Below are 8,240 nucleotides of genomic sequence, written 5' to 3' on the forward strand. Positions count from 1 at the left end.
GCCCTCTGAACGCTCAGAGCCCGCGGATCCGCACCGGGTACGCGGGCTCGGCCGGCCTGCCCTCGTCCTGCCGCTCCACCACCACACTCCCGCCGCTCCATCGCGAGGTGTAGCGCTGGACGTCCGGCGCCTCCCAGCCGTCACCGACGTCGGGCACGACAACCCCGCCGCCCGTGCGCCCCTGCGCCGGAGCCCACACCTCAAGGCACAGCTCCCCGTCCTCGCCCCGCACCGGGATCACCGCGCCCGCCCGCGCGAAGACGGGAACACGCGACAGCGGAGCGTCCACCAGAACCTGACCGGGCCCCTCGTGCGCCTGCCCGCTCTCCGTGTCGTACCAGCGCCCGCGCGGCAGCCGCACCGCCCGCCGGTCCGCGCCCGGCTCCAGGACAGGAGCCACCAACAAGGAGTCACCCAACAAGAACGCGTCCTCGCAGTCCCGCAACACCCTGTCCTCCGGAGCACCCCACCACACAGGCCGCACATACGGAGCACCCGTACGCCGCGCGAGATGGGCCAGCGTCACGAAGTACGGCAGCAGCCGCCTGCGCTCGACGAGCGCCACGCGCGCGTGCCCCAGCACCTCGTCACCGAACTCCCACGGCTCCCGGCGCCCCGCCCGCAGCGCCGCATGCGTACGGAACAGCGGCAGATACGCCCCCAGCTGGAGCCACCGCAGATACAGCTCAGGAGACGGATCCCCGTCGAACCCGCCCACGTCCGGGCCCGAATACGGCACTCCGCACAACCCGAGGCCCAGCACCAGGGACAGCGACGCGCGCAGACCCGGCCACCCTGTGGCCACATCCCCGGACCACGTCCCTCCGTAGCGCTGAAGCCCCGCCCAGCCCGCGCGCGAGAACAGGAACGGCCGCTCCTGGGGCCGCAGTTCACGCAGCCCCTCGTAGCCCGCCCGCGCCATGCACAGCCCGTAGACGTTGTGAGCCTCCCGATGGTCGCCGCCCCGCCCCTCCAGGGAGTGCCGTGCCGAGCGGGGCAGCGTCGGGTCACCGAACGCGGCGAACGACGCCGGCTCGTTCATGTCGTGCCAGAACCCCGAGAACCCCTGGGCCAGCCGCTCCTCGTACAGACCGCCCCACCAGGTGCGCACCGCGCGGTCGGTGAAGTCGGGGTACACCGACTCACCCGGCCACACCACGCCCCGCACCGGCCTCCCCGCCGCATCCTTCACAAAGGCGTCCGCGGACGCTCCCGCGTCGTACACGGCGTTCCCCGCCTTCGCCTTCACCGCGGGGTCGACGATCGACACCAGCCGCACACCGTCCTCGCGAAGATCCTCGGCCAGCCGCGGGAGCCCCGGATAGGTCTCACGGTCGACCGTGAACACCTGAAAAGCGTCGAGATGATCGATGTCCAAATGCACCGCGTCGAGCGGAAGCCCCCGCTCCTGGTAGCCCGCGACGATCCGCCGCACCTCACGCTCCCCGCCGAACCCCCAGCGCGCGTGCTGATACCCGAGTGCCCAGGCCGGCGGCAACGCGGGCGCACCGGTCAGCGACGCCCACGCGCGCAGCACGCGCGCGGGGGCACCCACCATGACCCAGCAGCGCAGCGGACCGCCCTCCATCCGGACCTCGCACGTCCCCGCCCGGTCGTGCCCGGAACCGGCACCCTCCGCGCCCTCGGCCAGCGTCACCGTGCCGTCCCACGAGTTGTCGTGGAACACCAGATGGGTGCCCGCGTCGGCGACCACCATCTGCACCGGCATGGTCAGAGACAGCGGATCGTTCCCCGGCCCGAACGAACCGCCCGGATCCGTGTTCCACAGCCGGTACGCGCCGCCCCGCAGCCGAGGTCCCGAAGCCCGGCCGCCCAACCCGAAGAACCGCGCGTCGGCAGCCACTTCGGACCGCTGCACCCACCGCGCCTCGCCCCCGTCCGCGGGCTCCCACCAGCGCGGCGGCAGATCCCGCCGCAGCACCACACCGCCCGGAGTGCACACGGAGACAGCACCGTGCCGCGACACGACTACCGTCACCCGCTCCGCCACCACCCGCCAGCCGCCGTCCTTGTCCGGCTCCAGGACGGCCCGCGGATCCGGCTGCGGACAGGAACCGGCCAGCGCGTACGACGGCTCCGGTTCCGCCCCGTCCCAGCCCCAGAAGACCGCACCCGTCACCGTCACCGTGATCCGCAACCGGGACCGCGTGAACCGGACGACACCACCACCGGGCGCAGGCTCGGCCCCCGTCACGGGACCCGGCACCCTCGCCCGCTCCGGCCCCCGGCGCCGCAGACCCGCCGCATCGGCCCGCTTCGTGCGCCACGAGGACCGCACCGCCCGCCAACCCTGGACCGCACCCACCAAGCCAACCGCCCTCACCGCGCGTACCAGGTCACGACCGTTCATGCTGCTCACCCTGTCATCGCGGGACGCACAAAGGTGAGTCGTTCAACTGCCGTTCATCCGTGGGGGCAGCACATCTTCACGACACGGACTATGTGGGGCGCAACCTGGTGCGGAAGTCGATCACGTGGCATCGTCCCTGTCAGCCGCGTCACGCGCACACACCGGCCCGTGCGCAGGACCGACGCACACCACGCGTACCTCCGGGAGCCGCCCCATGCCGTCCGCAGCGAATCCGACGCCGCTCTGGAAGCCCGACCAGGAATTCATCGCCGAAGCGCAGATCACACGCTTCCAGGCCTGGGCGTCCGAACACTACGGAGCCCCCGCCGAGGGCGGATACGAGGCGTTGCACCGCTGGTCGGTGACCGAACTCGACACGTTCTGGAAGGCCGTCGCCGACTGGTTCGACATCCGGTTCACCACCCCCTACACGGGCGTGCTCGGCGACCGCTCCATGCCAGGAGCCGAATGGTTCCCCGGCGCCACCCTGAACTACGCCGAACACGCCCTGCGCACGGCCACGGACCCCGCGCGCGCGGACACCCCGGCCATCCTCCACGTGGACGAGACACACGAGCCTCGCCCCGTGACCTGGGCCGAACTGCGCCGCCAGGTCGGCTCGCTCGCAGCCGAACTGCGCACCATCGGCGTACGCCCGGGAGACCGCGTCAGCGGCTACCTGCCGAACGTCCCCGAGGCCGTCGTCGCCCTCCTCGCCACCGCGGCCGTCGGCGGAGTCTGGACGTCCTGTGCCCCCGACTTCGGCGCCCGCAGCGTCCTCGACCGCTTCCAGCAGGTCGAACCCGTCGTCCTGTTCACCGTCGACGGCTACCGCTACGGCGGCAAGGAGCACGACCGCCGCGACACGGTCAGCGAACTCCGCGCCGAACTGCCCACCCTCCGCGCGGTCGTCCACATCCCGCTGCTCGGCACGGAAGCCCCCGAAGGGGCCCTGGAGTGGTCGGCGCTCACCTCCGCCGACACAGAGCCCGTCTTCGAGGCCGTCCCCTTCGACCACCCGCTGTGGGTCCTGTACTCCTCGGGCACGACAGGGCTCCCCAAGGCGATCGTCCAATCCCAGGGCGGCATCCTGATCGAGCACCTCAAACAGCTCGGCCTGCACTGCGACCTGGGCCCCGGCGACCGCTTCTTCTGGTACACGTCCACCGGCTGGATGATGTGGAACTTCCTCGCCTCCGGCCTCCTCACAGGCACCACGATCGTCGTCTACGACGGCAGCCCCGGCTATCCCGACACCGGCGCCCAATGGGCCGTCGCCGAACGCACCGGGGCCACTCTCTACGGCACCTCGGCCGCCTACGTCATGGCCTGCCGCAAAGCCGGCGTCCACCCCTCGCGCGACCACGACCTCTCCCGCGTCAAGTGCGTCGCCACGACCGGCTCTCCGCTCCCGCCGGACGGCTTCCGCTGGCTGCACGACGAGGTACGCGAAGACCTCTGGATCGCCTCCGTCAGCGGCGGCACGGACGTCTGCTCCTGCTTCGCAGGAGCCGTCCCGACCCTCCCCGTCCACATCGGCGAACTCCAGGCCCCCTGCCTCGGCACGGACCTCCAGTCCTGGGACCCGCAGGGCAAGCCGCTCATCGACGAAGTCGGTGAACTCGTCGTCACCAACCCCATGCCCTCGATGCCGATCCGCTTCTGGAACGACCCCGACGGCAGCCGCTACCACGACAGCTACTTCGACACCTACCCCGGCGTCTGGCGGCACGGCGACTGGATCACCCTCACCTCCCGCGGCTCGGTCGTGATCCACGGCCGCTCGGACTCCACCCTGAACCGCCAGGGCGTCCGCATGGGGTCGGCCGACATCTACGAGGCCGTCGAACGCCTCCCCGAAATCCGCGAGTCCCTCGTCATCGGCCTCGAACAGCCCGACGGCGGCTACTGGATGCCCCTGTTCGTCCACCTCGCACCCGGCGCCGTACTCGACGACGGCCTCCGCGCCCGGATCAAGCAGACCATCCGCGAGAACCTCTCGCCGCGCCACATCCCCGACGACATCATCGAAGCCCCCGGCGTCCCGCACACCCTCACCGGCAAGCGCATCGAGGTCCCCGTCAAGCGCCTCCTCCAAGGCACCCCCCTGGAAAAGGCCGTCAACCTCGGCTCGGTCGACAGCGTCGAACTCCTGCGCTTCTACGAGGACATCGCCCGCAACCGCCCCTGACCGCACCCGGTTCCCCGCCGTTGTCAGTGCTCCCGATTACTGTGAGTGAGCATTGACCTACAGCTCTCAGGGGGAACCATGGCGCACACCCAGAACAGCCAGCACGCCGGCATGCGACGCGTCCTGCGCCGTGAAGTCGCGGGAGTCATCGGCCTGCTCGCCGACGAACGCGACTTCACGGCGATGCAGAGCTACCGCACCTTCACCTTCGACGACCACGACACGTACCTCCAGCAGGTGGAGAGCCTTCTCCAGGCCCTCGCCGCACAGGGCGGACACACCACCGTCGCCCTCTTCGACCCCGAGGAGTACGCGGAGTTCTGCGCCGAGACCGGCCTCGAACCGGACACCCCCGCCAGCCGCACCCGCTTCACCGCCGAACTCGCCGTCATGGGCACCACCGTCCCCTACGCGGGACAGCCCCTGGCCGACCTCCTGCCCGACCTGGTCGACGAGGCCGTCCGGCAGGCCACTTGGGAGTACGCCTCGTCCGTCCTCGCCCGGATCGGACCGTGCGGCGACTGCGGCCGGGACATCGGAAGGGACGCCTTCACCCGCGCCTCGCACCTCCTGACGCGGGTCCTCGACACGGCAGGCACAGGCGCCCACCACCTCGTGTGCAGCGTCCCCACCGACGCGGAATCGCTGCTGTCGGTACTCAACGTCGACCGCCCCACCGAGGACGGCGCGCGACTCGACGAGAAGGAAGCGCTCGAGTTCACCACGGTCCTGGCTCTCGGCATCGCCACCGGAAGCCCGGGCGGCCTGGTCATGCGCACCACTGTCCCGGACACGGACGACCGCGTCCAAGGCTGGCGCCTGCGTGACGAACGCCTGCTACCGCTCACCGCGGCGGAAGTCTTCGACGCCTACTGCACCGACGCCCAGTCCGGCGACCTCGTCGCGCCCGAGTCCGGAGTCGACTACTGCGCCGCACCCGACCTCGGAGACATCGGCCCTCGGGGCGGGCACACCCACTGAGACGACCGCGGGGCGCTCCACCACGAAGGTGAAGCGCCCCACGACAACGAACCGGCTTCCGGCTACTCGCCGGACAGCACCGCCTGAGCGGCCTTACGGGCCTCCTCGGCGGAGTCCGCGGCACGCGCGGCCGAGGCCGCCCGCTCGCACTGCGCCAGCGTGTACTTGCCGAGCGTCGTCCGCACGTAAGGAATCGACGCCGCACCCATGGAAAGGGAGGTGACACCCAGACCGGTAAGGACACACGCGAGCAGCGGGTCGGACGCGGCCTCACCGCAGACACCACAGCTCTTGCCCTCGGCCCTAGCCGCGTCTGCGGACAGCGCGACCAGGTCGAGCAGCGCGGGCTGCCACGGGTCCTGAAGCCGGGACACCGCACCGACCTGCCGGTCAGCGGCGAACGTGTACTGCGCGAGGTCATTGGTCCCCAGCGAGAGGAACTCGACCTCCTGCAGGATCGAACGCGCCCGCAGCGCGGCCGACGGGATCTCGACCATCGCGCCGAACTTCGCCTCAAGGCCCGCCTCACGGCAGGCGTCGGCGAAGGCCTTCGCGTCAGCTCGGTCGGCGACCATCGGCGCCATGACCTCGAGGTAGACAGGCAGACCCTCGACAGCCTTGGCCAGCGCGGTCAGCTGTGTACGCAGCACCTCGGGGTGCTCGAGCAGCGAACGCAGACCACGCACACCCAGAGCCGGGTTCGGCTCGTCGGCGGGCGTCAGGAAGTCCAGCGGCTTGTCCGCACCGGCGTCCAGGACGCGCACCACGACCCGGCCCTCGGGGAACGCCTCGAGAACCTTCCGGTACGCGTCGACCTGCTTCTCCTCGGAAGGAGCTTGGCTGCTGTCGTCCAGGAACAGGAACTCGGTACGGAAGAGACCGACACCCTCCGCCCCGGCCTCGAGCGCGGCCGGTACGTCGGCCGGACCGCCGACGTTGGCCAGCAGCGGCACCTTGTGACCGTCGGACGTTGCACCAGGACCGGACGACGCGGCCAGCGCGGCCTTCCGCGCGGCGGAGGCAGCCTCCAACTCGGCCCGCTTCTCCGGACTCGGATCGACGAAGATGTCGCCGGTGCTGCCGTCGACAGCGATCACCGTGCCCTCGGCGAGCTCACCGGCACCGGGCAGCGCAACGATGGCCGGCACTCCGAGCGCACGCGCCAGGATCGCGCTGTGACTGGTCGGCCCACCCTCCTCGGTCACGAAGCCGAGCACGAGCGTCGGGTCGAGCAGCGCCGTGTCCGCGGGAGCCAGGTCCCGCGCGATCAGTACGTAAGGCTTGTCGCTGTCCGGAACGCCGGGCATCGGCACCCCGAGCAGCCGCGCCACGATCCGGTTCCGCACGTCGTCCAAGTCGGCGACGCGACCCGCGAGGTACTCACCGGCTCCGGCCAGCAGCGCCCGATAAGACGCGAAGGCGTCGTACACCGCACGCTCGGCCGTGCTGCCGACCGCGATACGGCGGTCCACATCGGCCATGAGCTCCGGGTCCTGAGCCATCATGGCCTGGGCCTCGAGCACGTGCTGAGCCTCGCCACCGGCCAGATTGCCGCGCGCAATCAGATCGGCCGCCACAGCTTCCACGGCCTGACGGGCGCGCCCCTGCTCGCGCTCCGCGTCCTCCGTCGGAATCTGCTTGGCCGGCGGCTCGAGAACCGCCGTCCCCATGTGCCGAACCTCGCCGATCGCCACACCGTGGCTCACGCCGACGCCTCGCAGCGTTGTCTCCATCTCACCGTCTCCGATAATGCGGCGGGCCCAGCCGCCGCGGTGGTTGACCTGCATGCCGCCGGCGACGGCTCGCGTCACTTCCAGCTGAACAGCGCGTCACCGGACTTGACGTCGCCGTCCTCGACCACGCCGGAAAGGGATTCGGCGGTGGCCTCGAGGGCAACGATCGGGCAGATCGGCGACTTGCCGGCGGCTTCGACGGCGGCCGGGTCCCAGCGCACCATCTCCTGGCCGCGCTGCACGGTGTCCCCCTTGTTGACGAGCAGCTCGAAGCCCTCGCCATTGAGCTGAACGGTGTCGATGCCCAGGTGCGTCAGAACGCCGTGGCCGTCCCCGTCCACTACTACATAGGCGTGGGGGTGCAGAGAGACGACGATGCCGTCGACGGGCGCGACAGCCGCGGAGGGCTCGCGCACCGGGTCGATGGCGGTGCCGGGACCGACCATCGCACCGGAGAAGACCGGGTCAGGAACGGCGGAGAGTCCAATGGCGCGTCCGGCGAGCGGGGACGTCACACTGGTCATGGCAAGCCTCCCAGGGGTGGAGATTGATGGTCGCCGTCACTGCCTGTCCTGGACGGCGTACCGTTTCAGAAGCGTAAGTCATAAAAAGTCCCGGTTCCCCATGAGAGGTACCGGTTGGCTGATGTAGAGGGTGCACGCAAACGATTTGCGCCTGCCCTGCACCCCCATGTACTGTCGTGCACCTGCTTGAGGCCGAGCGGCACCTTCGAGTGCCCGGTGGCTCAGCGGCAACTATCACGACAGATCCTAGCTTTGATCGACTTCTGCATGCCCGCAGGAACCCCCGGTCAGAACAGCGGAAAATGACTGATAGTGTTTGGACCGCCGGAAAGGGAAACGCGAAAAGCCGAAAGGCTGGAGCGGAAACCTGAAAGGCACCGAGGAAATCGGACACGAAAGAGTCTGATAGAGTCGGAAACGCAAGACCGAAGGGAAACTGC

5 protein-coding genes are annotated in these 8,240 nt (G+C 70.3%); 2 read left to right on the forward strand and 3 right to left on the reverse strand.

The features are described 5' to 3' along the window. Positions 1 to 13: 13 nt before the first annotated feature. Positions 14 to 2,371, reverse strand: a complete 2,358-nt coding sequence (locus AC07EJ_RS34775; RefSeq protein WP_478885739.1) for a glycoside hydrolase family 31 protein — start codon at positions 2,369 to 2,371, stop codon at positions 14 to 16. 214 nt (positions 2,372 to 2,585) lie between these two features. On the opposite strand from AC07EJ_RS34775, the gene AC07EJ_RS34780 reads away from it, so the two are divergent. Both AC07EJ_RS34780 and AC07EJ_RS34785 read left to right on the forward strand, forming a co-directional pair. Then, positions 2,586 to 4,562 carry an acetoacetate--CoA ligase gene (locus AC07EJ_RS34780; RefSeq protein WP_478885740.1) on the forward strand — a complete coding sequence of 659 codons (1,977 nt, stop codon included), beginning with the start codon at positions 2,586 to 2,588 and terminating at the stop codon, positions 4,560 to 4,562. A 78-nt stretch (positions 4,563 to 4,640) separates the two neighbouring features. Continuing rightward, entirely contained in the window at positions 4,641 to 5,543 is a 903-nt protein-coding gene (locus tag AC07EJ_RS34785; RefSeq protein WP_389488061.1) for a hypothetical protein, read from the forward strand. A 62-nt stretch (positions 5,544 to 5,605) separates the two neighbouring features. Here the strand turns inward: AC07EJ_RS34785 and ptsP are convergent, their stop codons facing one another. Beyond that, on the reverse strand, positions 5,606 to 7,276 hold the full coding sequence (ptsP, locus tag AC07EJ_RS34790) for a phosphoenolpyruvate--protein phosphotransferase (RefSeq protein WP_389488071.1): 1,671 nt from the start codon (positions 7,274 to 7,276) through the stop codon (positions 5,606 to 5,608). Between the two features lie 74 nt (positions 7,277 to 7,350). Then, on the reverse strand, positions 7,351 to 7,800 hold the full coding sequence (locus AC07EJ_RS34795; protein WP_389488063.1) for a PTS sugar transporter subunit IIA: 450 nt from the start codon (positions 7,798 to 7,800) through the stop codon (positions 7,351 to 7,353). Positions 7,801 to 8,240 lie beyond the last annotated feature (440 nt).

Source organism: Streptomyces sp. NPDC045026, assembly GCF_056432625.1.

Bases quoted from the DNA above. Each gene is read 5' to 3' on its own strand.
- AC07EJ_RS34775 (WP_478885739.1), bottom strand. From the start codon at position 2,371: ATGAACGGTCGTGACCTGGTACGCGCGGTGAGGGCGGTTGGCTTGGTG.
- AC07EJ_RS34785 (WP_389488061.1), top strand. From the start codon at position 4,641: ATGGCGCACACCCAGAACAGCCAGCACGCCGGCATGCGACGCGTCCTG.
- AC07EJ_RS34795 (WP_389488063.1), bottom strand. From the start codon at position 7,800: ATGACCAGTGTGACGTCCCCGCTCGCCGGACGCGCCATTGGACTCTCC.
- ptsP (WP_389488071.1), bottom strand. From the start codon at position 7,276: ATGGAGACAACGCTGCGAGGCGTCGGCGTGAGCCACGGTGTGGCGATC.
- AC07EJ_RS34780 (WP_478885740.1), top strand. From the start codon at position 2,586: ATGCCGTCCGCAGCGAATCCGACGCCGCTCTGGAAGCCCGACCAGGAA.